We start from the raw sequence: 21617 nt of genomic DNA, 5'->3' as shown, positions 1-21617 counted from the left end.
ATATCTTGTCTAATACATTAAGTAGGGAGTGCTTAATCACGATCTACGAATAAGCTGCCGTTTTGGGTAGCCAGGAAGGCCTCCAGCGGTATCTCTTCCTGCTTCAGGAAGCCCTGTCGGGGCAAAGTACCCGCCGCGACCATCTCTACTACCGCCGCTATGGAGCCGGCCGTAGTCCACGATATGGCCCGCCAGCGCTGCCCGTCGATCTCGATGGGATGGTAGGCCCTATAAAACTCCTCACGCTCCAGGTGGTCACCCTTCCAGCCTTCTACGACGGCATACACGTACACGACATCATCCTGGACGGGGGGCTTGGCTTCGGTCAATATTTTCTCTACCAGCTCCCGCTGCTCTTTCAGGATCAGTTCGTACAGCATGAAGCGCATCAGTCGGCAGTGACCGGGGTAGCGGATGGTCTTGTAGTTGAGGGTATCGAGCCGGCCTTCGTAGGTCTCGCACATGGTACCCAGCCCACCGGAAGTACTAAAAGCCTCAAACTCCTGCCCTTCGATGTTGATCATCTCAATGCCTTCCAGCGAAGGTACCATCTTGCGCACTCCGTTATGGATTACTTCGGCATCATTGATGTACTCATTGATCACACCCGCCGGCGACCAGGTAAAGGAGTAGCCCAGCAACCCATTGGGAAAGCGGGGCAGTGCGCCTACCCGTAGCTCCATATCGCGTATCTTACTAAAGCGCCCCGCCAGATCAGCCCCGACAATGCCGATCAGGCCCGGTGCCAGCCCACACTGCGGGGCCATCACGCCCTTACTGTCTTTGGCCATTTCGCGGACAGCCGTAGTGGTAGGTACATCTTCGGTCAAATCAAAATAATGGATCCCTGCTTTGTAAGCTACCAGTGCGATTGGAAGGTTGAGATTGTAAGGCATGCACGATACCACCGCATCATAACCCGGAATTATCTGCTCCAGGGTACTTACATTGGTCACATCACCTTTGATTATAGGAAAGCCCAGTTCAACAGCAGGCTGCGCTTTATCAAAACCGGTAACATCAAACTGCTTGGCCAGTAAGGTACCCACCAGCGAGCCCACCTTTCCCATGCCAATGACAAGGATTTTTTTCATAATAGAGTGCTTGATTAGAATGAACGTATGAGGTATAGTATAGAAATAACTCTCCCCGAAAGAGGATGTTTCAATAGCCACTTTACGATAAAATAGATGATAGAAGGACCAGAAAGGCCAAAAGAAAGTACTTACATGCCCGGCACATGGGAACTCATGCTGCGGAGAAAAGCCATATGGGCAAGCTGTATGTTAATGGCTGGATTCAAATCTTTTACAGCGGTTTGGGCAAATATATGTTTTCTTAGTAATAAATATAATTTTGCACCTAATTTCCAGCATAGTACCCCTCTTTACACCGCATGAAGAACTTTATACTTAGCTCACTCCTTATCCTTGGCATTGCCTTCACCGCTACGGCCCAGATTACCCAAACCCTACGCGGGCGGGCCGTTGATAAAGAATCCCGGTTTCCGCTGACCGGCGCTACGATAGTAGTAGATGGTAGCTCTACATTGGGTACTATTACGGATACGGCCGGAGTATACCGGATTGCCCATGTACCCGTAGGCCGTCACAGTGTACGTTTTACGCTGGTAGGCTATAAAGATGTACTGCTTAATAACATAGTCATAGATGCCGGACGCGAGACCATCCTGAACGTAGAGATGGAAGAGAGCGTTACGGAGCTGACGGCGGTGACCGTCCGAGCGCGCCGCAACGGAGAGGCTACCAACGAAATGGCTATTGTATCGGCGAGGCAGTTTTCGGTGGAAGAAACGGAGCGCTACGCCGGGAGCCGCGGCGAGCCCGCCCGTATGGCCTCTAACTTTGCGGGAGTACAGGGAGCCGACGACTCGCGCAACGACATCGTGATCCGGGGGAACTCGCCCTCGGGAGTACTGTGGCGGCTGGAAGGCGTAAGTATTCCCAACCCCAACCACTTTGCCATAGCCGGTACCTCGGGTGGACCGGTAAGTATAGTCAACAACCGGTATCTGGCCAACTCCGACTTTTTTACCGGCGCATTTCCGGCCGAGTTCGGCAACTCCATCGCCGGTGCCTTTGACCTGAAGCTGCGCAATGGTAACAATCAGAAACACGAGTTTATGGCGCAGTTTGGCTTTCTGGGTACGGAGGGTATGGCCGAAGGCCCCATCTCCAAGAAGTCCGGCTCATCGTACCTGGCCAGCTACCGCTACGCCAACCTCTGGCTGTTCAACAAAGCAGGTATCGACATAGGTACCCAGGCCGTACCTACCTATCAGGATGGATTTTTCCGCCTCAACTTCCCTACCCGCAACGGCGGTAACGTAGCCCTGTGGGGACTAGGCGGTACCAGTACCGTCGATATCCTGATCAGTAAGCAGAAGGCCGACGACCGCAACATTTTCGGGCAGAATGACCGGGACCAGTACTATACTTCCAAAATGGGGGTAATGGGACTGACCTACAACCAGCCACTGAGCCGGGCTACCTTCTTCCGGGCTACGCTGGCGGTATCCAACAATACACAGGATGCTAACCACGACTACCTGTTTATGCGCAAAGACAACCAGGGTAATCCGGTCATTGAGAACGATCGTTTTGTGGTGGAGCGGAAGGCGCCCATCCTCGACTACCTGTTCAGCGAGACGAAGGTTTCGGCCGTTACCTCGCTCAACCGGAAGTTCAGCGCCCGTTCTACCCTGAAGATCGGTATCAATGCGGATGTATTTAACTTCAAAGCCACGGATAGTACCCGCACATTCACAGATGTAGCCAATACGGAACTCGGCGACTGGCGCAGCCGTTGGGATGCGAATGAGGCCTTCGTGATGCTGCAACCCTATATACAGTGGAAGTACTTGCTGTCGGATAAGCTGACGCTCAGCCTGGGTGCAAGCAGCCTGTACAATTCTATTAACACCAACAGCTTCTCTCCTTTCGAGCCCCGGGCCGGGCTCTCGTGGGACCTGCCTGATCGTCAGAAGCTGACTTTCGCGACAGGACTGCACAGCCAGATGATGCCCACCTATACGTACTTTTATGGGGATGATCTCAGATCTGTCACCAGCAAAGCTAAACTTCCTAACCGGGATGTGGGACTGACCAAGAGCTGGCACTGGGTAACCGGCTACAGCCGTCTGCTGGGACAGAACATGCGCCTGCTCGCTGAGGCCTACTACCAGCGCCTGTTTGATGTACCCGTGGAGGCTTCGCCAACGAGCTCGTTTTCTATCCTCAATACCGGCTCGGCCTTTACCCGCATCTTTCCCAACCAGCTGGTCAACCAGGGCATTGGACGCAACTACGGGGTAGAGCTGACACTGGAAAAATTCTTCAGCCAGGGGTACTACTTCCTGATTACCTCGTCCATCTTTGACTCAAGGTACCGGGCCAACGATGGCGTATGGCGCAACACCGACTTCAACGGACGCTACGCTTTCAACGCGTTGTTCTCGAAGGAGTTCGTAATTAAGGAGCGGTCACGGCTCAATATTGGAGCGAAGTTTACGGCGATTGGCGGGCGCTGGTACGGCCCGGTAGACGAAGCGGCTTCACGTGCTCAGCAGGAGATTGTGTATGAAGATGCCGGACGCAATACACTGCAATTCGCGCCCTACCGCCGGTTTGATATCAAGACCGAATATAAGATCAACCGGGCCGGACTGACCCACACCATTGCCGTAGACCTGGTAAATGTGCTGGGGATTCAGAACCTGCTGTCACTGAGCTATGCGCCACAGCCGGATGGCTCCTTTATCAAGCAGGAGTACCAGCTGGGCTTCCTGCCGGTATTCTACTACCGTATCGATTTCTGATAGTACTACCCGACCTATCTATATAACTGCCTGGACTGGTCCGCCAGCCTAGGCAGTTATTTTCTTAGGAATCTGCACCTGTACACGAGTACCCCGTACATCTTTCCCGACTATTCTTATCTTTCCGCGCAGGCTATCTACCCGGCTCCGCACGTTACTCAGCCCTGCCCCTTCGGAGCCGACAGAATCCATTCCTTTGCCATTATCCTCCACACAAAGCGCTATCTGCTCTTCGCTGTTATGCAGCGAGATAATAGCCTGTGTAGCATCCGAATGTTTGATGATGTTGTTGGCCAACTCAAGTACCATGCTGTACAGCTCAAACTCAGTTCGCCGGTCCAGTCTCCCCTGAAAGCCATCCACTTCCAGCGTAAAGCTGATCCTACCGTTGGCGTTAAGCTTCTGTTTCAGCTTTTCCAAGGCCATCCTCAGGCCATCTTTTTCCAATTCCTTAGGCAACAGGTTATGCGACAGGCTACGTACCTCATCGTAGGCGTTGCTCATCATTTCTTTTACGCGCTCATAGATCTGCTGCTCATCCTCAGATAGTGTTTTCTTGTCCAGACCGTGAAGAAACCAGGTGATGGAGGATATCGTGGATCCGAGGTTGTCATGAAGTTCGGCTGCTACCCGCTTGCGTTCCAGGGTCTGCCCTTTTACCAGCGCCTCCCGGATCTCCGCATTCTTTTCCCGAAGCTTGATGTTGTTATACCACAGCAACCCCACAACCAGCAGGATAAGTATCGAAAAACCGATCAGAAACTTCTGCGTAACCTCCTGCTGTTCGATGATGGCTTTCTGAATCTCTACATCCTTCTGGTGATTGTCAAACAGGAGCTGATGCATAGTAGACTTACGCTCAACACTCTCTTCGCGTATCTTCCGTTTGGTGTGGTTAATCTTTTCCGACGCACTCAGGGCCGAGGCCAGATCGCCCTTGGCTTTGTATGCTCTGTACATGGAAGCCAGGGCCCAGTTGCTCTGTTGAGTGGAGTGGTACTGCTCGGCGTGGTATAAGGCTTCCTGTGCCGCCTGTATGGCCTTATCGTACTGCTGCAGATAAAAGTACGCATTGGCTATATCATTGAGTGCATTCATGATCCCAAAGCGGTTACCTAACCGACGGAATATAGCCAGGGCGTTATTAAATGTATTCAATGCCTCCGGGTACTTCTGCTTCTTGACCAGCATAAAGCCTTCGCTCTGCAGGACATTGGCTTTACCCCATTCCGAACCTATCTTGTCAAACAGCTTGTACGAATGGCGATAGTAGTAGAGTGCCTGCGAATATTCGTTACGTTCGCGGTACAGGTTAGCCAGGTTCTCGTAGGCCGAAGCCATCAGACTATCCGCACCGGCAGCTTTGTAGATCTCAATAGCCTGGTTATAGTAGACGCCGGCGGAGTCCCAGCGACTGTATTCAGAGTAACTATCGGCAATGAAGCGGGCAGCATGGGCGTTATAAAGCGGTAACTCCAGCTTTTCAGAAAGCAGAAAGCTTTCTGTTGCCAGCTCCATCAGTACATCAAAATCTCCGTTGTAGAAATAGGAATACCCCAAAGCGTTATACGCCATTACCTTTCCCTTATCCCATCTTTGCTCCTGAGATAGATGCAACGCCTTCTGAGCATACTTCTCAACCAGGTGACTATCTCTGTGCAGGTAGAAAAAGGCTGCATCTACGTAGGCATGTACCAGTGCCGTATCGTATCGAAAAGAAGGGGACTTGCGTTCCAGGAGCTGAATACGCTTGAACAACTGACTAGAATCCTCTCTGCTGGTAGCATAGCTTGTAACTATACCAGCAAGAAAAAAGCAGAAAAAAAACGTTAAAAATATTCTCATTCGAATAAACTATACGCTCGAAAGATACATATTTTTCTTGAGGCAGGGTAGGTACACCACCCACAAATTAGCTACAATAGACATCTATTGATTATAAATATAAAAAAGCTAAACTCCCCACTGTATCCTCACTTAGCAATTTTATACTTTAATAAGCCCTAAATCTACCTACACTACTGATATAGCGGAAGATAGAAAATATATAAGTGTACTTTTGACAGAAATAAAAAGCAACCGCCTGTTACTTTCTACTCACGTAACTGCTGTTTTTTATATAAAACCGATACGGAAGCTCCGCTCCCTGCGTAATGCCGATGCGGGTAGTAGTGAATACATCAAAATCAGTTACAACTGGTGCGGTTACATAAACAGGACCAGTAATAAGCGAAGTCTCGTTGTGCTCCCTCAGGCTAATGCCCATGGCTTGTACCAACTTTCCGGGTCCACTACACAAGTCTTTTTCCAGTAGAACTTTACTTCTGTTCTGGGGGAGTTGTGTCTTGGGGTGCAGTTGGCGCCTCCACTGCATCAGTTCTACCCCCTCAGTAGGCTGAAGTGCCCGGATCAGTACGGCCTCTCCTACCCCTTCTTCGCCACTGACTATGTTGGCGCAGTAGTACATCCCATAGATCAGGTACACATACAGTGTTCCGGCCGTACCGAACATCGCGGCGTTTCGGGCGGTTTTGCGGCGATAGGCATGGCAGGCCGGATCCCCCCACAGGTACGCTTCGGTTTCCACGATAATGCCCGCCGTACGACCATCCGGACTATCGTGCACCAACTCGCAGCCAAGCAGCTTACGGGAGAGCGTCAGGGTATCGTGGCTTTGGTAAAAATCGGCGGATAATTTCTCCTTCATGGGTAACACGTAGACAGTAGTTTCAATTTTGGGGTGAATCTTCCCTATTCAATCTAAATTTAATGCAGTAGCTTATGATATTCCAGATCAGCTTTGCCCTTCTCAATCCTACACAAAATGCTATATTTCAGTGCATTAAATAGGTAAACGTATAATAATCCAGTGGTAACGACGAAAAACGGTTACAACTTATCCCTTTTAATAAATGGAGGTATGTTTCTTTTGTTTACCTAAGCAAAGAGTACGGGTGAATAACATAACCCCTTTATGGATTACTTAAACTACTACTACTATGCACTACAACACAAATATAGATGGCGTTCAGTTAGAGATACATGCCATTGACTTTGAACTGGATGAAAGCTTTCTGAATCGAATTGAAGCGGCCGTTGCGCGCATTCGTCGGTTTTCGAGCGTAGATGTTATTTATGCCACTTTCTTTCTGAGAAGGGAGCCTAATCAGTCTACCAACGATAAGTCTGTACATATTAAGGTAGGAATTCCCGGACGGGATCCGTTTGCGGCAGAAAAGGGAAGCGACTGGTTACAACTTCTTAAGAATGCCACTGAGCAGGTTATTAAGCAGATCCAGAAGCAGTACAAGAAGGACTAGTACCTGGTATAGGAATACAGGAAAAGCCCGCTCCTCTGCAAAGTCAGAAGAGCGGGCTTTTTTTATTAGATTACATTCAGGGTCTGCTCCTTGATCTTCTCCAGCTCATCTTTCATCTGTACCACCAGACGCTGGATGCCGGCATCGTTGGCTTTGGAGCCGATGGTATTGATCTCACGGCCTATCTCCTGCGCTATGAAGTTGAGCTTTTTACCATTACTGTCTGAGGCGTTGAGCGTTTCGATGAAGTAGCTCAGGTGGTTGCTCAACCGCATCTTTTCCTCCGATATATCGTACTTCTCGATGTAGTAGATCAGTTCCTGCTCAAAGCGATTGGGGTCGAAATTCTCGTCTGACAGCAGGTCCCGCACATTCTTCTCCAGGCGCTCGCGGACAGCCGGTATACGCAGTACATCCTGCTCCTGCACCTGATCCAGCAGCGTACGTATCGTTTCTATATACTCTTTGAACTTATTAGCGGTCAGCTCTCCTTCCTGCTGGCGGAAGTTGTTACACTTCTGCAGGGCTTCGGTTACGGCCTGCCTGATAATCCCCCACTCCTGCTCGCGACGCTCTTCGTTGGCCACATCTGAGTTATATACATTGGGCAGCTGCAGAGCTATGCGTAGCAGCTCGGTTGGGTCGGGTTCGAAAGCCAGCTCGCTGGCCGTTTGCTTCAGATCGTTGAAGTACGCCTTAACGAGAGGACGATTCACTACCGAAGTACCTGCCGCCTCTCCTGTTTGCTGAAACGTAAGGGTACATTCAACCTTACCACGCTCCAGGGCCTGCGTAAGCATATTGCGGATTTCGATCTCCCGCTCTGAGTAGTTCTTGGGAATCCGGCAGTAAATATCCAGAAACTTCGAGTTCAGGGTTTTTATTTCTACTGTGATAGTAAGCGTATCCGATTCTACGGTGGCTACTCCGTAGCCGGTCATGGATTTTAGCATGTGTATTCTTTAGAATTTATTGCGTTGGTATTGCTTATTGGATGGGTGCTGGCTTTCGGATGGCTGCGGCTTTTCCTGTAGCGCATTTTTCTGGAGCTCTTTCAGCTCACTTCGGTAGCGCGATACATCACACGCCAGGTAGATGGCCTGCAGCATCGAGCCTGGCTCGGCCTGATTCTTACCGGCAATGTCGTAGGCAGTACCGTGGTCGGGTGAGGTGCGTACTGCCGGGAGGCCCGCTGTGAAGTTAACTCCCTCGTTGAAGGCCAGCGTCTTGAACGGAATCAGCCCCTGATCATGGTACATAGCCAGTACGGCATCGTAGTTGCGGTAGGTCTTGGCGGCAAAAAAGCCGTCGGCTGGAAAAGGACCAAATACCAGGTCACCCTTCTCACGAAACTCATTGAGCAGCGGTATGATAACCTCCTGCTCCTCCTTGCCCAGAAGACCATTTTCACCCGCGTGCGGATTAAGGCCCAGTACCGCTATTCTTGGTTTTCCGGCTCCAAAGTCTTCTCTGAGCGAAGTAAGCATCTGCTTGATCTTGGCGGCTAGTTTGTTCCGCGTTACCTGGTGCCGGACGTCTCCCAACGGAATGTGCCCCGTCAGTACCCCTATCCGCAGGTCACCGGCCACCATAAACATCAGGGCTTCCCGGGCTCCGAATGAGCTGGCCAGGTACTCTGTATGGCCCGGAAACTTAAACTCTTCGCTCTGGATGTTGTCCTTATTAATCGGAGCGGTCACGAGAGCCTGTATCTTTCCAGCTTTCAGATCCTCCACAGCCCGCTTGAGCGAAGCAAAAGCTGCCTGACCGGCCTCGGGAGTTACTTTGCCCGGCTCTACCTCCGTCTGCTGATCGTTCCAGCAGGTAATGACATTGGTATGCTTTGGGTTGGCCTGATCGGGGCGCTGTATGCCGTGCAGGTTCCAGTCTTTCATGTTCAGCAGGTGGCGGTACCGGTTCAGTACGCGTAGCGAGCCATAGATGACCGGCGTACACATACTCGACAACTGGTTGCTTTCCAACGCTTTGAGTATTACCTCCGGTCCTATTCCGTTGTAATCGCCCAGGCTTATCCCGATCAGGGGCTTATCGTTATATTGTTCACTCATAGGATAGTCTTAAAACGCAGTTTACAGATATATGCGGGTTTACAGATTTCTTCCTTTTACTTTTGCATCATAATTTAACGGCAAGTTACGAAAATTCCACCTCCCGCATGAAAATCCTGATTGCTGATGAAATGCATCCCTCCCTTTTGGGGATGCTTGACGAGCAAGGCTGGAGCTACGACTACCAGCCTCAGTTTCGCCGCGACGCTATTCTCAGCCATATTTCGTCCTACGACGGACTTTTTATACGAAGTAAAACAAGAGTTGACGAGGAACTGTTGGCACAGGCCCAAAATCTGCGCTTTATTGCCCGCGCCGGTGCCGGCCTGGACCTGATTGATCTGGAAGCGGTGCAGGGGAAGAACATCCGGCTGTTCCACGCGGGCGAGGGCAATCGCGACGCCGTAGCCGAGCACGCGCTGGGTATGTTGCTTTGCCTCTTCAACAATATCCTGCGGGCCGACCGCGAGGTACGACAGGGAGTCTGGGACCGCGAAGGCAACCGGGGTATTGAAGTAATGGGAAAGACGGTGGGAATAATAGGCTATGGCAACAACGGAAGTGCCACCGCCCGCCGCCTGAGTGGCTTCGGCTGTAAAGTACTTGCCTATGATAAGTATCGCGACCAGTACGGTGATGCCTACGCTCAGGAAGCTACGCTGGAGCAGATCTGCTCGGAGGCGGATGTACTGAGTTTGCATGTACCCCTCACCTCCGAAACCCGTCAGTGGGTAAATGATGCGTTTATTGACAATATGGCAAAGCCCTTTTTCCTGATGAATGTATCCCGGGGCGAAGTCGTAAGCCTGGAGGCGGTAGTACGCGGGCTGGAAAGCGGCAAACTACGGGGAGCCTGCCTGGATGTACTGGAAAATGAAAAGCTGGATAAATTGAGTCCCGTTCAGCAGGCTGCATTTGACTACCTCCGTACCTCCGACCGCGTGGTACTGACCCCGCACATAGCCGGGTGGTCACACGAGAGCTACGTGCGGATCAACGAAGTACTGGTACGGCAGATCCGGGAGTGGGTCAGTTCCGCATCTTAGCCAGCCTGTCGTAGTTAAGTACCGTGATGAGGCTACCCTTCATGTCTACCAGTTGCTCCTCCTTGAAGTCAGAGAGCGTACGGATGACCGTTTCGGTAGCGGTACCTACTATAGACGCGATGTCTTCGCGGGTAATAGCCATGGAGAAGGGCTTGGAGTGGTCGTCCTGGTAGCGGTTGACCAGCATCACCAGGGCCTCCGCTACCCGCTTCCGGACGGAGTTATAGGCTAGTTGCAGCAGACGATCTTCCCGTTCCTTGATCTCGTTGGAGAGCATCCTGATGAACTTGGAAGAGACGTCGCGGCTTCCCTGCAGCAGGTTAAAGAAATCGTCTTTGGGGATAATGGCAATCTCGGCATCTTCCAGGGCTACTACGCTATCCTGGTAGGGTACTCCCTGCAGCAGGTCCACGTAGCCGAAGAAGTCGCCCTCCTTGTACAGGTCGGTAATGTACTCCTTGCCAAACTCGTTGGCTTTATAGGCCTTTACTTTGCCCTTCTGTAGGAAAAAAATACCGGTTGGGTAGCTCCCTTCGGTATAGATCGTTTCCTTCTTGCGGATGTACTTGATCTTTTTATCCTCGGCCAGCTTGCTGAGCGAGTCAAACGAGCGGGCCTCCTGGATGAACTTGTCCAGCCCTTCGGCCGTACGGCTAAATTCGGCCTTGATGCGCTCACTCTTCTTGATACGCATTTCTACTGCGCTCAGCAGCTCTATATCATCGTAGGGCTTAGTGAGGTAGTCGTCGGCGCCCATGGTCATGCCCTTGCGGTAGTCGTTCTTCTCAGCCTTGGCCGTCAGGAAGATAAATGGAATACCGGCCGTACGGTCGTCTTTGCTCAGCATGTGCAGCACGCCGTATCCGTCCAGCTCGGGCATCATGATGTCACAGATGATCAGGTCGGGCTGTAGCTGGTGCGCCAGCTTTACGCCTTCTTTCCCGTTGACGGCTGTCGTTACATCAAAATTAGCCAGCTCGAGAATCTCGGCCGTGTTGTCCCGCATCTCGGGATTATCTTCTATAAGTAATATCTTTTTGGTACTCATCTCAGAAATTCCGTTTCGGAAACTAAACTAAAACCTGCTTGTGGTTAGGCAGCTTCACGTAGAAGGTAGTCCCCTTGCCGAACTCACTCTTAAACGTAATCTCACCATTGAGCAGATCGATGTACTTTTTCACAATATTCAGCCCCAGGCCTGTTCCCTGGGCATTGCCGGCATTTTGCGCCCGGAAGAACCGGTCAAATACGTAGGGCTGATCTTTTTCGGGAATACCTATGCCCTGATCTTCTATCTCAAAATAAACGGTATCTTCTTCACCCCGGGTACGCAGGTATATGTCCGTACACGCCTCGGAGTACTTAATGGCATTAGAAAGCAGGTTGATGATCACGTTCTTGAGCAGCTGCTTATCCAGCCATACCTCTTCCGCCCCCTCGTGCTCAAAGTAGATCTTCTGCTTTTCCTTACATACACCTCTGATTTCCTCAATCAGATCATTACAGAAGTCCGGCAGTTTGACCTCTACCGGTACTGTATGTACTTTACCCTCTTCCAGCTTGCCGATAGAAAGGAAGTCGTTCAGTATCTCGGTCAGATTTGTAACGGCTGATTTTATACGCTGCACGTGCTTCTGGCGCTTCTCTTCGTCTTCTGTACGCGAATACCGGCCAATCAGCGAAGCCGACGACAGAATGGTAGCCAGCGGTGTACGAAACTCATGCGAGGCTATAGTGACAAACTTGCTCTTCATATCGTTGAGCTCACGCTCCTTCTCCAGCGCCCGCATCACTTCGTGCTGCGATTCTTCCAGTTTGCTAAGGGCTTCGCCCAGCTCACGCGTTCGCAGTTCCACCCGCTCTTCCAGCTCGGCGTTTAGCTTCTGTATTTCCTGATTGGCAATCCGGATGGTATCTTCCTGCTTTTTCCGTTCGGTAATATCTATGATAAAGCTTACCACAAAGTCGCCCTCACTGGTCGAAAAAGGGCTCAGACTCACCTCCACCGGAAACTCGCTGCCATCGTGACGGCGCGCAAACAAGTCCAGTGAACTACCCATACCCCGGGCGTGGGGCCCCAGCGAGTAGCCTACCCGGTTCTGCACGTGGGCTTTGGCGTGGCGCCGTGGAACCAGTACTTCTATTTTTTCTCCAACCAGTTCACCTTCATCATATCCAAACATCTCGCGGGCCTTGGGATTGACCATAAAGATACTCCCATCGCCGTCAACCACTACGATTCCTTCGGTAGCATGCTTGAAAAGTGCATCCAGCATTTCAATATGCCGCTTCATTGCTTCTGTATGTTTAATATATAGATCTAACATACCAAGTTAGGAGGTGAACTTCAATTGACCAACTTTTACCACATAAATAGATAACAACGACTTTCGTCACCTACTGATTACCAATGCTTTATTATAACTTACCCATACCCCCTAACCACCTAAGGCTGAACAGGGTATGGGTATACTACAACTAAATAGTCTGACTGAACAGAGTAGTCTGGGGTACATCAGCCCAAAGGCGGGCATCGAAAGCCATACAGACGTTCCGGACGAAGCTCTTTCCTTTTTCGGTCACCCGAAGGTGGAAGGGATTGATATCAATCAGCCCGTCCTTCTCCATTTCTTCCAGTCGCTCCAGACCGTCGTAGAAGCCTCCGCACACATCGCCGGTACCATCCCAGCGGGTTTCGAAGTTGCACATGATGCGTTGGATGTGACGACGCAGGATCAGGTCCTCACGCGACTGCACGTGTCCCCGGAAGAAGGGCAGTTCGCCTTCCTCCAGCCGCTTGTAATAGGCTTCTACGCCCTTTTCGTTCTGGACGTAGCCCCACCAGGCATCACTGATGGCAGAAGTACCCAGTCCGACGAGCAGGGCGGTTTGGGTGTCGGTATAGCCCATGAAGTTGCGGTGCAGGCGGCCTTCGGTGTACGCCTTGTACAGGCCATCCGTCCTGAGGGCAAAGTGGTCCATACCTATATCCATGTAGCCGGCCATTTCAAGAGCACCGCGGCAGGTTTCGTAGATAGCTAGCTTCTTCATCGAGTCGGGCAGGTCCTGCTCCGTGAAACGTCGCTGTCCCGGCTTCACCCAAGGTACATGCGCGTAGCTGTAGAAAGCGATGCGGTCGGGGCGCAGGTTGATGACCTGAAAGATAGTCTGGGTCATGGAGCACACCTTCTGCTGGGGCAGCCCGTATACTACATCGAAGTTGACGGAGGTATAGCCCAGCTCCCGCGCCTTTTCGGTCAGGTGTCTGACCTGATCGTAGGTCTGGTGACGGTTGATGATTTCGAGTACCAGCGGATTAAAATCCTGTACCCCTATGCTCACCCGGCGGAAGCCTACTTCGTACAGGGCCTCCAGGTGCTCATCGGTAGTGTTGCCGGGATGCGCCTCAAAGCTAAACTCAGCCTGTGGGTGTACATCGGCTCCGGCCAGTATACCATTGATCAGTTCTTTGAGGTGAGCCGGACTGAAAAAGGTAGGCGTACCTCCACCTATGTGCAGCTCGCGGATCAGAGGGCGGGTATCGCCAAATACCTGCAGGTACAGGGCCCACTCCTTAAGCAGCGCTTCCATATAAGGCCGCTCTACCTTATGATTGACGGTGATGCGCGTGTTGCAACCGCAGTAGGTACAGAGGCTTTCGCAAAAAGGAATATGAATATACAGGCTAATGCCTTGCTTGCTGTTGGTAACGGCAAAGGTATCCGATACGAGCTCTTTCCACCGCTCAGCGGAAGGAGGTGTCTTTTGCCAGTAGGGTACGGTGGGATAGCTGGTATACCGAGGTCCCGGCACGTTGTATTTCTGAAGCAGGTTGTGGTCCATAGGGAGCTGGGTTGTTAGTTTTGATTTTTAAGAGCCTGTTATGGCTCCGTATTTTTTATCAAAACTACACAGGCTCCACCCCTTAAAACATGACAGAAGTCAGCTTTAAGAATGACTTAAGGAATCAAGTATCCGCTTGGTGCTTACCCTCAAAAAACAGCCTGGGTTCCACCAGATCACGCCCCGCATCCATATCCAGATTAAACTTTTGACGGAGGTTCTCTAATGTAGTTAGCTCAGCCCGGAACCGGCGATTTTCAACGATGAATCGTACATCAAGCCCGTCCGTATCATAGACAAATTCATTTGTAGTAGGATGACTTATCGCACCGAAGGAATGGTTCAGAGAGAACAGGGCCCGCTGTATCAGCTGAAAGTCTGCCTTTATAGCTCGGCTGGCCGCCGCCGCCTCTTCCGGACTGGTAGCTTCGTAGGCCAGATAGTAGATCCGGAAGTAGTCGTGGAAGAAGGCTTTTACCTCTTCCTGCCCGGCCAGGATATCATCACAGAGCAGACCACTCACCGTTTTTCGAAAACAGGAGAGAAAAGAGTAGCATTCGAGATTACACTCTAGCTGCTTGTGCGGAATAGTAGACTGGAAGTAGTACTGTAGATTGTTGGCATTCTGCACAGATTTGAAACTGGTATCGATACCCACATACCCGTAGTATACCAGGTACGCATCACCAATCCTGAAGGTACTTTGGGGAGGCCGGACTATGACCGGTAACTTCCCGCTCAACTTATCGAACCCCTCTTCGCGCAGAAACCAGAAGTAGATACCCATCTGTTTGGGTATAGGTACGTGATTCTCGTGTCGGGCCTCTAGTAGAGCCTCATAGGGCAAGTCTGAAAAGTACCGGAGTACCTCTTCCTGCGAATTGAACTGTTTCATGAGCAGCTATGGTGTAACCTGAATCTACTACGGAAAGACCCACAAGTACCCAAACTACTACATGGAGGTACTTTATTACAAAAGCGGAGTCAGAGAAATCTGCCTGACGATTTCCCTGACTCCTCACCTCTTACTCGTCAGTACTATTACTGTCCAATTCCTTTATGGCAGATTGGGATTTCGGTATGGGTACCGTGCCCCACTCCCCCCGTAGCCGGAGGCTGAATAAGTACCCCGCGCATCACGATCCAGATGCCGGCTACCGCTACCAGTACGGGTGTGAGGCGGCGGATGCGGGTACGAAGCGTAGGTGTAAACCATTGCTTAAAGAAGCCTACGGCCATCATGGCGGGCACGGTACCCAGGCCAAACAGGAACATAAAGCCTGCCCCGCGCATAGCACTCCCCGTAGCTACCGAACTTACCACGGCCATGTACACCAGCCCGCAGGGCAGTAGTCCATTGAGCATACCCAGGCCTATCCAACCCGCTACGCTGCGGCTGCTTAGCAGCCGGGCCATGCGGCTCTTAATAGTCTGTACAAACTGCTGCCATACCCTGGGCGGGTGCAGGCGGCTTTCCAGATTGGCGGGCCACAACACATAAGCCAGCATCAGGAGGCCCGCCCCGATGGTGAGGTACCTTAGGTACCCCATCAGGGCAAACGAACTACCCAGCAGACCGAAGAGCCCACCCAGCAGGGCGTAGGTAGTAGCCCGGCCGCCGTTGTAGGCCAGCAGACCTACCACCTGCTGCCAGCGGCTGCCCTTATGCACCGGCAACGCCAGCGCGATGGGACCGCACATACCTACGCAGTGGAAGCTGCTCATCAGCCCCATGCTCAAAGCCAGGTAAGGAAGCAGAGTTTCCATGGTTACTCCAATCTACTCATTGATTACAATGGTACCTTCGTTCCAGTAGGTAGCCTCACCGGCCTGCCAGTCGATCTGCAACTGGTAGCGGCCTGCCTGCAGCTTGTTGGCAGGGATCAGTTGTACTCCGTCCGCACCGGGAAGTACTTCAAAGCGCGTGTCCTTGCGGTTGTCGGCCGGACAGTACAGGTTGATCGTACCTCCTACCTTTTCCTTACCTATGCCCTGCGGAAACCTAACCAGTACCCCCTGCTCAGTAACCTCCCAGCGGAGCGGCTCAGCCAGGGTATTGGCGCGGTTCATTTTGTCCAGCTTTTTTTGGAAGCCCAGTTCCTGCTCGTAGTAGTTGTCGGCTACCAGATCTATTTTTTGGCGCATGCTCATAGTGACCAGGGTCAACATACCGATCACAAATCCCAGATAGAGCATCGCAATGCCAGTTCCCCAATTGAATTTCATGGTTTTAGTGCTTTAGGCCGTATGCTTTAGGCAGTAGGCTGTTGGTGAATATTATTTTTTTTGCCACAGAGTTTCTTGCACTGAGTTTCACCGAGTACTCTTTACCTCTGTGCCTGCCTCCTGCTACTCTGTGGTTATTTATTATTTTGATTTAGCTAATTACTATTCCTCCGGTGCGATGAAGGTGGTACTGAATGCTTCCAGCATCTGACTCCCTTCCAGTACCGATAGCTTTACTTCATTCTTACGCCCCGTCAGGGATGACTTAGGTACTGTGATGAACACTGTTCCTTCCGACATACCCGCTCCCTCTAGGCTCAGGTCCGGCTTACCCGCAAAGCGGAGGGTACCGCCGGGCGTATCGACCCGCAGCGTAGGGTGGATGATACGGTTGGTTTTGTTGAATATCTTGAATGTATACAGGTTGCTGATGCTGCCGTCGGGGTTCTCGATGTACTGAGTACCGGGTGCCCGTAGCAGGGTAGTTTCGGTATTAGTACGGGTTACGACCATGTACCCCAGCACACTCCACAACAGGACCAGCACGGCGATGTAGCCATAGGTACGGGTGGTGAATAGTTTGCTGGTACCGTTGGTAATGGCATTTTCGGAGGTATAGCGAATCAGTCCCTTCTCGAAGCCTACCTTTTCCATGATATGGTCGCAGGCGTCGATACAGGCCGTGCAGCTAACGCATTCCATCTGGATACCATTGCGGATGTCAATACCCGTAGGGCATACATTCACACACTGCATACAGCTGATGCAGTCGCCGCCGGTACGCTCCTGATTTTTGCGCAACTTTCCGCGGGGTTCGCCGCGCTTGTAGTCGTAGGCTACCACTACTGAGTTGCGATCCATCAGTACTCCCTGCAGGCGGCCGTACGGACACACTACGGTACAGGCCTGCTCGCGCAGCCAGGTGAAGTTGAAGAAGAAGATGGCCGTAAAAACTACCACACCGAAAAAAAGTCCCGGATTTTCAGCAACAGGCTCAGTTACTATCTTTTGCAGTTCATCCACGCCCACCCCGTAGGCCAGCAACAGGTTGGCGATCAGAAATGAGATAAAAAGAAAGATAGTCCACTTAGCGCCCTTCTTCATGATCTTATCCGAGGTCCAGGGGGCTTTGTCCAGGGCCATCTGTTTGGGTCGGTCGCCTTCGATGGCGTACTCGATCTTACGGAACACCATTTCCATGAACACGGTCTGCGGACAGGCCCAGCCGCACCACAACCGGCCAAAAATGGTCGTAAACAGCACGATGAATACCATGAACGACAGCATTGTAAGGCCGAATAGCCAGTAGTCCTGCGGACCGATGAAGAGCCCGAACACGATGATCTTGCGTTCGATAATATTGAAGAGAAACAGCGGCTGGTCGTTGACCCTGATGAAGGGTGTCACAAACAGGACCGTCAGCAGTGCTACCGTAAACCACACCCGGCGGGTATGCCAGGTACCGGTTGGTTTCTGCGGATAGAACCAGTTGCGCCTGCCATCCTCCCGCACTTCGTTGAAGTGGTCGCGGAATGACTCGTCGGCAACGGACCAGGCGGTTGGGGAAGGTTGCATTTTAATGATTTCTTTACGTGGTATGGGTTGTTTCCCGGAGGAGAGCTGGTGCCTCCTCCGGGGCATTTTTATTGATTCATAGCTACGGCCTTGTCCCTGGCAGGAGCGTCGCCGCCTTCGGTATATAGCTCACCCTGAGGTTCCTTAGGATTAGCCGGCTTGGTACCTTTGAGAGAGATCACATAGCTGGACACCTTCTGGATGTCGGTCGGGCTCAGCTGCTTCTCCCAGGAGATCATCCCTTTCTCAGGAATACCGTACTTGATGCTCTTAAAGACACTTTTCACTCCGCCACCGTGCAGCCAGTACTCGTCGGTCAGGTTAGGACCTACTACCCCACCCCCTTCGGGACCGTGGCAGGCGGCGCATTTTTCCTGGTAGATCGTTTGACCTTCTTTCAGGATACCGGCGTCTTCCAGCAGGGTTACGGAGTTCTCGTCGATGCTGGCTCCTACCTTAGCCAGGTACGCTTTCTTTGCTACTTCGGCCTGCGCTATTTCCTTGTCCAGCTCAGCCTGCTGCAGGTCGCCAAAGCCCGAGTGGTAGTAGATGACGTACGCAATGGCGATGAATATGGTACCTACAAAGAGGAACTGCAGCCAGGGGGGCATACGGTTGTCCAGCTCGTGGATGCCATCGTAATCATGGTCCGCAATCAGGATTTTCTTTTCTTCGGTAAGTGACACGCCAAATCCACTGAAACGGCTCCACCAGCTGACATTTGACTCAGGTGCAGTATCCAGAGCTTCCGCCGCTTTCTGATTGGCACTAACTCTCTGAAGTACTATTACCGCCTGTACCAGCACAATCACCAGCGTCAGAATAAGCAGCCCCAGCAGGCCCGTCAGAATGCCAATGTTTAAGCTTTCGTTGGGTGATGGAGTAGCACTTTGCGCATTGGCCACTGGAATCACGAAGAAGGCTAACAGAGCCAGGGCCCCCTTGCGCAGGATACCATCTTCGAGTGGCATCTTGCTCACGGCTTCTACCTTGCTGCGGTCCATCTGTATCACGTACCAGATCAGCACCACAAAGAAGACAAAGAAGATCACCAGCGAAATCAGCGGAAAAATGCTGACACCGGATATGGTTTCGAGATAATTACGGAATTTCATCGGTTTATACGTTTTGTGCTTGGGAGGAAGGAGAATGTCGCCACTCTCCTTCCCGGCTTTTCTTCTTTATTCCTTATTTAACAGCTACGCCTTGCCCAGCTTTGATGTCGGTACCCAGGCGTTGCAGATACGCGATGAGCGCGATGATCTCCTTGTCGGACTTGGTCTTGATACCGCTCTGCTTCAGGCTTTCGGTGATCTTCTCCGCCTGCTTCTGCAGGTCTTTGTTAGCCACCTGGTCGAAGCCTTCGTCATAAGGTACTCCCAGGGTTTGCATGGCTCTGATCTTAGCGGCCGTAGTCGTAGTATCGAGCTCGTCTTCCAGTAACCAGGGGTACTTAGGCATAATAGAGCCCGGCGACATACTGGCTGGATCATCCATGTGGTTGTAGTGCCATGAGTCGGGGTACTTGCCACCTATGCGGTGCAGATCCGGACCGGTACGCTTTGATCCCCACTGGAACGGACGGTCGTACACGAACTCACCGGCTTTGGAGTACTCACCGTAGCGCTCAATCTCGTCGCGGAAGGGGCGCACCATCTGAGAGTGACACACGTAGCAGCCTTCCCGTACGTAGATATCGCGGCCCTGTAGTTCAAGTGGCGTGTAAGGTTGCACGCTGGCAATGGTAGGTACATTGGAGTCGACCATGAAGGTGGGTACCAGCTCGATCAGACCTCCGATGGCTACGGCTACCAGGGCCATAATGGTCAGGAATACCGGACGACGTTCGAATATGCGCCGGTGCCAGTGCTCCTGTGGATCGTTGTGCGTAATAGCACTCAAGGCAGGAGCCTTAGCGGTTTCGGTAGCGATCAATTTACCGTTCAGGGCGGTCATCAGCAGGTTATAGATCATCACGATGAAACCGATGATGTACAGGGTACCCCCTACGCCACGCAGGAAGTACAGCGGAGCCAGCTGGGTTACGGTTTCGAGGAAGTTAGGGTACTTCAGCAGACCTTCCTGCGTAAATTCTTTCCACATGGCACTCTGAATCCAGCCGGCCCAGTACATAGGTACCGCGTAGAAAAGGATACCTAGGGTACCAATCCAGAAGTGAAAGTTGGCCAGTTTGTTAGAGTAGAGCGAGCGGCCGTAGATACGGGGCAGCAGCCAGTACAGGATACCGAACAGCAGGAAGCCGTTCCAGCCCAGGGCACCTACGTGTACGTGCGCTACAGTCCAGTCGGTGAAGTGGCTGATGGCGTTCACGTTTTTCAGCGACAGCATCGGTCCTTCGAAAGTAGCCATACCGTAAGCCGTGATAGCTACTACCATGAATTTCAGAACGATATCCTCCCGTACTTTATCCCAGGCGCCACGCAGCGTAAACAGACCATTGATCATACCACCCCACGATGGAGCCAGCAGCATGATAGAGAATACGGTACCCAGTGTCTGTGCCCAGTCAGGCAGGGCATTGTACAGCAAGTGGTGCGGGCCCGCCCAAATATACAGGAAGATCAGCGCCCAGAAGTGTACGATTGACAGACGGTACGAATAGATAGGACGGTTAGCCGCCTTGGGCAGGAAGTAGTACATCATACCCAGGTACGGAGTAGTTAGGAAGAACGCCACGGCGTTGTGTCCGTACCACCACTGCACCAGTGCATCCTGCACCCCGGCGTACCAGGAGTAGCTCTTAAAGAACGACACCGGCAGGGCTACGCTGTTCACTACGTGCAGCATGGCTACCGCTACAAACGACGCTACATAAAACCATACGGCGGCGTAGATGTGCTCCACGCGGCGGTTCAGCATGGTCATCACCAGGTTCACGAGGGCGGCTACCCATACTACCGCGATGGCAATGTCAAAAGGCCACTCGAGCTCGGCGTACTCTTTGGAGGTAGTGATACCCATAGGCAGCGTAATGGCAGCGCCCAGGATGATCAGCTGCCAGCCCCAGAAGTGAAACTTGCTCAGCAGCGGGCTCCACATGGGGGCTTTGAGTACGCGGGGAGCCGAATAGTACATGGCGGCAAAGAAGCCGTTACCCACGAAGGCAAAGATTACCGCATTGGTATGCAGCGGACGGATACGGCCGAAGGTAGTGAACGGCAGGTCGAAGTTGAGCTGCGGAAACGCCAGCTGAAAAGCAGCCAGCAGTCCGACGAGCATCCCGATCAGTCCGAACACCACGGAGGCAATCGCGAAGTCCCGCACGATCTTGTTGTCGTACTGAAATTCGTCCAGCTCGACCGGTGCAGCACCTGTATTCAAGACATTTCTCATATTACTTGTAGTGTTGTTTGTTTTGGGAGTAATTGGTATAAGTTAGAGGAGGATTTCAGGCTTTGGGAGCCGCCTTACTATCCGGTGTGGTATCGTCGAAGAGGATTCGCACCGAAGGCGTGTAGTCGTCGTCGTACTGCCCGACACGCACCGACCACACGAAGGCGATCAGGAAGCCCAGGGCGGCCAGAAGGCTAAAACCGATCAGGATAAATAGCGCGCTCATAGTTGCTGGTGAATAGGTTGAGTTACTGGTTGTTTTCAGTTTCAAAACTACTCGGTCCCCATTCGGCAAAGGATGAGCGCCATCAGGCAGGAAAGATGACTTTTGTCAGGTTTGGCAAAA

Annotated in this window: 18 protein-coding genes; 3 read left to right on the top strand and 15 right to left on the bottom strand. The window is 52.0% G+C overall.

All coding sequences use genetic code 11. The annotated features are described in order from the left end of the window. Positions 1–32 precede the first annotated feature (32 nt). On the bottom strand, positions 33–1094 hold the full coding sequence (locus tag JTN23_RS08790; protein ID WP_247233971.1) for a saccharopine dehydrogenase family protein: 1062 nt from the start codon (positions 1092–1094) through the stop codon (positions 33–35). Between the two features lie 302 nt (positions 1095–1396). On the opposite strand from JTN23_RS08790, the gene JTN23_RS08785 reads away from it, so the two are divergent. Then, positions 1397–3838 carry a TonB-dependent receptor gene (locus tag JTN23_RS08785; protein WP_247233969.1) on the top strand — a complete coding sequence of 814 codons (2442 nt, stop codon included), beginning with the start codon at positions 1397–1399 and terminating at the stop codon, positions 3836–3838. Between the two features lie 48 nt (positions 3839–3886). On the opposite strand, the gene JTN23_RS08780 is transcribed toward JTN23_RS08785, so the two are convergent. Together JTN23_RS08780 and JTN23_RS08775 are read right to left on the bottom strand one after the other, a co-directional pair. Further along, on the bottom strand, positions 3887–5596 hold the full coding sequence (locus tag JTN23_RS08780; protein ID WP_247233967.1) for a tetratricopeptide repeat-containing sensor histidine kinase: 1710 nt from the start codon (positions 5594–5596) through the stop codon (positions 3887–3889). Positions 5597–5924: 328 nt separating this feature from the next. Then, a complete protein-coding gene (locus JTN23_RS08775; protein WP_247233965.1) occupies positions 5925–6545 on the bottom strand; it encodes a DNA-3-methyladenine glycosylase in 621 nt (206 codons plus the stop codon). A 292-nt stretch (positions 6546–6837) separates the two neighbouring features. On the opposite strand from JTN23_RS08775, the gene JTN23_RS08770 reads away from it, so the two are divergent. Beyond that, the gene (locus JTN23_RS08770; RefSeq protein WP_247233962.1) at positions 6838–7158 is read left to right on the top strand and encodes an HPF/RaiA family ribosome-associated protein; all 321 of its coding nucleotides are present in this window, start codon (positions 6838–6840) and stop codon (positions 7156–7158) included. A gap of 65 nt (positions 7159–7223) precedes the next feature. Here the strand turns inward: JTN23_RS08770 and JTN23_RS08765 are convergent, their stop codons facing one another. After that, complete coding sequence (locus JTN23_RS08765; protein ID WP_247233961.1) at positions 7224–8111, bottom strand: YicC/YloC family endoribonuclease; 888 nt, start codon at positions 8109–8111, stop codon at positions 7224–7226. A 9-nt stretch (positions 8112–8120) separates the two neighbouring features. Beyond that, complete coding sequence (pdxA, locus tag JTN23_RS08760; RefSeq protein WP_247233959.1) at positions 8121–9227, bottom strand: 4-hydroxythreonine-4-phosphate dehydrogenase PdxA; 1107 nt, start codon at positions 9225–9227, stop codon at positions 8121–8123. A gap of 107 nt (positions 9228–9334) precedes the next feature. Here pdxA and JTN23_RS08755 point away from each other — a divergent pair, with 107 nt between their 5' ends. Then, on the top strand, positions 9335–10273 hold the full coding sequence (locus JTN23_RS08755) for a 2-hydroxyacid dehydrogenase (RefSeq protein WP_247233957.1): 939 nt from the start codon (positions 9335–9337) through the stop codon (positions 10271–10273). On the opposite strand, the gene JTN23_RS08750 is transcribed toward JTN23_RS08755, so the two are convergent. From JTN23_RS08750 to ccoS, 10 genes are all read right to left on the bottom strand, one after another. Beyond that, positions 10257–11321 (bottom strand): response regulator, encoded by a 1065-nt coding sequence (locus JTN23_RS08750; RefSeq protein WP_247233955.1) that lies wholly within the window; start codon positions 11319–11321, stop codon positions 10257–10259. The two genes, JTN23_RS08755 and JTN23_RS08750, sit on opposite strands and share 17 nt — an antisense overlap. 22 nt (positions 11322–11343) lie before the next feature. Further along, positions 11344–12567 (bottom strand): PAS domain-containing sensor histidine kinase, encoded by a 1224-nt coding sequence (locus JTN23_RS08745; protein WP_247233953.1) that lies wholly within the window; start codon positions 12565–12567, stop codon positions 11344–11346. Between the two features lie 184 nt (positions 12568–12751). After that, positions 12752–14116: an oxygen-independent coproporphyrinogen III oxidase gene (gene hemN, locus JTN23_RS08740; RefSeq protein WP_247233951.1), complete on the bottom strand. Its 1365-nt coding sequence runs from the start codon at positions 14114–14116 to the stop codon at positions 12752–12754. Between the two features lie 124 nt (positions 14117–14240). Then, on the bottom strand, positions 14241–15011 hold the full coding sequence (locus JTN23_RS08735; protein WP_247233949.1) for a hypothetical protein: 771 nt from the start codon (positions 15009–15011) through the stop codon (positions 14241–14243). A gap of 146 nt (positions 15012–15157) precedes the next feature. Then, a complete protein-coding gene (locus tag JTN23_RS08730) occupies positions 15158–15883 on the bottom strand; it encodes a sulfite exporter TauE/SafE family protein (protein ID WP_247233947.1) in 726 nt (241 codons plus the stop codon). 12 nt (positions 15884–15895) lie between these two features. Continuing rightward, positions 15896–16342 (bottom strand): FixH family protein, encoded by a 447-nt coding sequence (locus tag JTN23_RS08725; protein WP_247233946.1) that lies wholly within the window; start codon positions 16340–16342, stop codon positions 15896–15898. A 162-nt stretch (positions 16343–16504) separates the two neighbouring features. Further along, on the bottom strand, positions 16505–17917 hold the full coding sequence (ccoG, locus tag JTN23_RS08720; RefSeq protein WP_247233945.1) for a cytochrome c oxidase accessory protein CcoG: 1413 nt from the start codon (positions 17915–17917) through the stop codon (positions 16505–16507). Positions 17918–17985: 68 nt separating this feature from the next. After that, on the bottom strand, positions 17986–19032 hold the full coding sequence (locus JTN23_RS08715; RefSeq protein WP_247233943.1) for a cbb3-type cytochrome c oxidase N-terminal domain-containing protein: 1047 nt from the start codon (positions 19030–19032) through the stop codon (positions 17986–17988). A 73-nt stretch (positions 19033–19105) separates the two neighbouring features. Beyond that, positions 19106–21271 carry a cytochrome-c oxidase, cbb3-type subunit I gene (gene ccoN / locus JTN23_RS08710; RefSeq protein WP_247233941.1) on the bottom strand — a complete coding sequence of 722 codons (2166 nt, stop codon included), beginning with the start codon at positions 21269–21271 and terminating at the stop codon, positions 19106–19108. Between the two features lie 55 nt (positions 21272–21326). Further along, entirely contained in the window at positions 21327–21497 is a 171-nt protein-coding gene (ccoS, locus tag JTN23_RS08705; protein WP_247233939.1) for a cbb3-type cytochrome oxidase assembly protein CcoS, read from the bottom strand. Positions 21498–21617 lie beyond the last annotated feature (120 nt).

The organism is Telluribacter roseus (assembly GCF_017355915.2).
GTDB lineage: Bacteria > Bacteroidota > Bacteroidia > Cytophagales > Spirosomataceae > Telluribacter.
This window is presented reverse-complemented; position numbering and strand designations above follow the sequence as displayed.

Bases quoted from the DNA above. Each gene is read 5' to 3' on its own strand.
- JTN23_RS08790 (WP_247233971.1), bottom strand. From the start codon at position 1,094: ATGAAAAAAATCCTTGTCATTGGCATGGGAAAGGTGGGCTCGCTGGTG.
- JTN23_RS08785 (WP_247233969.1), top strand. From the start codon at position 1,397: ATGAAGAACTTTATACTTAGCTCACTCCTTATCCTTGGCATTGCCTTC.
- JTN23_RS08775 (WP_247233965.1), bottom strand. From the start codon at position 6,545: ATGAAGGAGAAATTATCCGCCGATTTTTACCAAAGCCACGATACCCTG.
- JTN23_RS08770 (WP_247233962.1), top strand. From the start codon at position 6,838: ATGCACTACAACACAAATATAGATGGCGTTCAGTTAGAGATACATGCC.
- JTN23_RS08765 (WP_247233961.1), bottom strand. From the start codon at position 8,111: ATGCTAAAATCCATGACCGGCTACGGAGTAGCCACCGTAGAATCGGAT.
- pdxA (WP_247233959.1), bottom strand. From the start codon at position 9,227: ATGAGTGAACAATATAACGATAAGCCCCTGATCGGGATAAGCCTGGGC.
- JTN23_RS08755 (WP_247233957.1), top strand. From the start codon at position 9,335: ATGAAAATCCTGATTGCTGATGAAATGCATCCCTCCCTTTTGGGGATG.
- JTN23_RS08750 (WP_247233955.1), bottom strand. From the start codon at position 11,321: ATGAGTACCAAAAAGATATTACTTATAGAAGATAATCCCGAGATGCGG.
- JTN23_RS08745 (WP_247233953.1), bottom strand. From the start codon at position 12,567: ATGAAGCGGCATATTGAAATGCTGGATGCACTTTTCAAGCATGCTACC.
- hemN (WP_247233951.1), bottom strand. From the start codon at position 14,116: ATGGACCACAACCTGCTTCAGAAATACAACGTGCCGGGACCTCGGTAT.
- JTN23_RS08735 (WP_247233949.1), bottom strand. From the start codon at position 15,011: ATGAAACAGTTCAATTCGCAGGAAGAGGTACTCCGGTACTTTTCAGAC.
- JTN23_RS08730 (WP_247233947.1), bottom strand. From the start codon at position 15,883: ATGGAAACTCTGCTTCCTTACCTGGCTTTGAGCATGGGGCTGATGAGC.
- JTN23_RS08725 (WP_247233946.1), bottom strand. From the start codon at position 16,342: ATGAAATTCAATTGGGGAACTGGCATTGCGATGCTCTATCTGGGATTT.
- ccoG (WP_247233945.1), bottom strand. From the start codon at position 17,917: ATGCAACCTTCCCCAACCGCCTGGTCCGTTGCCGACGAGTCATTCCGC.
- JTN23_RS08715 (WP_247233943.1), bottom strand. From the start codon at position 19,032: ATGAAATTCCGTAATTATCTCGAAACCATATCCGGTGTCAGCATTTTT.
- ccoN (WP_247233941.1), bottom strand. From the start codon at position 21,271: ATGAGAAATGTCTTGAATACAGGTGCTGCACCGGTCGAGCTGGACGAA.
- ccoS (WP_247233939.1), bottom strand. From the start codon at position 21,497: ATGAGCGCGCTATTTATCCTGATCGGTTTTAGCCTTCTGGCCGCCCTG.